We start from the raw sequence: 671 nt of genomic DNA, 5'->3' as shown, positions 1-671 counted from the left end.
ATGGAAGGACGCATGGAAGGACGCATGGAAGGAGCGCTTGAAAAAGCCCTGGCTATTGCGTGCCAGCTTCAGAAAATGGGGATGACGCCGGAGCAGATTAAGCAGGCTACCGGACTTTCCGATGACGAACTGAAGAAAATCACTCACTGATGAGAACCACAAAGCCCGGCAAAATGCCGGGTTTTTTTGTCAGCAGGAGCAGAGCAAACAGCATGACGATTGCAGAACGTCTTGTTCAAAAAGGCGCTCTTGAAGTGGCGCGGGAAGCAGCCTGCCGGCTTCGGGATATGGGCTGGCCGCCGGAACGGATTCAGGAGGCAACCGGACTTTCCGGTGAAGAACTGAAAAAGCTGTTTCCTGATGAGCAGTAGCCTGGCATTCTGCCAGGCTGTGAATCACGCTCACACATCCTCTGCCGTTTCCCCCAGTTCATTTTCCAGACGCCAGATGATATCTGCCTTGCGCATCCCCTGCATGTGAGGCAGCAGGTCACGGACTGAAAGTGCCTGGGTGGTCCTCCAGACGGTGACATCCACCTGCTCCGCATTTTCCCAGGCGTGCCATGTTCTCTGTGTCACGCCAAATTCTCTGGCCGCTTTTTCGCGTGACCAGAGCATGCTTTTTCGCCAGATTCGCAGTTCCCAGCCGGTCATAAAACACCTTTGAAAAAG

2 protein-coding genes and 1 pseudogene are annotated in these 671 nt (G+C 54.1%); 2 read left to right on the top strand and 1 reads right to left on the bottom strand.

Features of this window, described 5'->3' with window-relative positions:
* Both E0D98_RS27655 and E0D98_RS25315 read left to right on the top strand, forming a co-directional pair.
* Positions 1-150 (top strand): annotated as a pseudogene (locus E0D98_RS27655) (transposase); the annotation flags it as partial.
* Positions 150-371, top strand: a complete 222-nt coding sequence (locus E0D98_RS25315; protein ID WP_131891453.1) for a hypothetical protein — start codon at positions 150-152, stop codon at positions 369-371. The pseudogene E0D98_RS27655 and the gene E0D98_RS25315, both read left to right, overlap by 1 nt.
* Positions 372-401: 30 nt before the next feature.
* On the opposite strand, the gene E0D98_RS25310 is transcribed toward E0D98_RS25315, so the two are convergent.
* A complete protein-coding gene (locus tag E0D98_RS25310; protein ID WP_045133520.1) occupies positions 402-653 on the bottom strand; it encodes a helix-turn-helix transcriptional regulator in 252 nt (83 codons plus the stop codon).
* Between the last annotated feature and the right edge of the window lie 18 nt (positions 654-671).

Origin of the sequence: Escherichia sp. KCJ4928, from assembly GCF_004352695.1 — a bacterium.
Lineage (GTDB): Bacteria > Pseudomonadota > Gammaproteobacteria > Enterobacterales > Enterobacteriaceae > ECMA0423.
This window is presented reverse-complemented; position numbering and strand designations above follow the sequence as displayed.

Excerpts from the sequence above, each read along its gene's own strand:
- E0D98_RS25315 (WP_131891453.1), top strand. The coding sequence starts at position 150 with ATGAGAACCACAAAGCCCGGCAAAATGCCGGGTTTTTTTGTCAGCAGG.
- E0D98_RS25310 (WP_045133520.1), bottom strand. The coding sequence starts at position 653 with ATGACCGGCTGGGAACTGCGAATCTGGCGAAAAAGCATGCTCTGGTCA.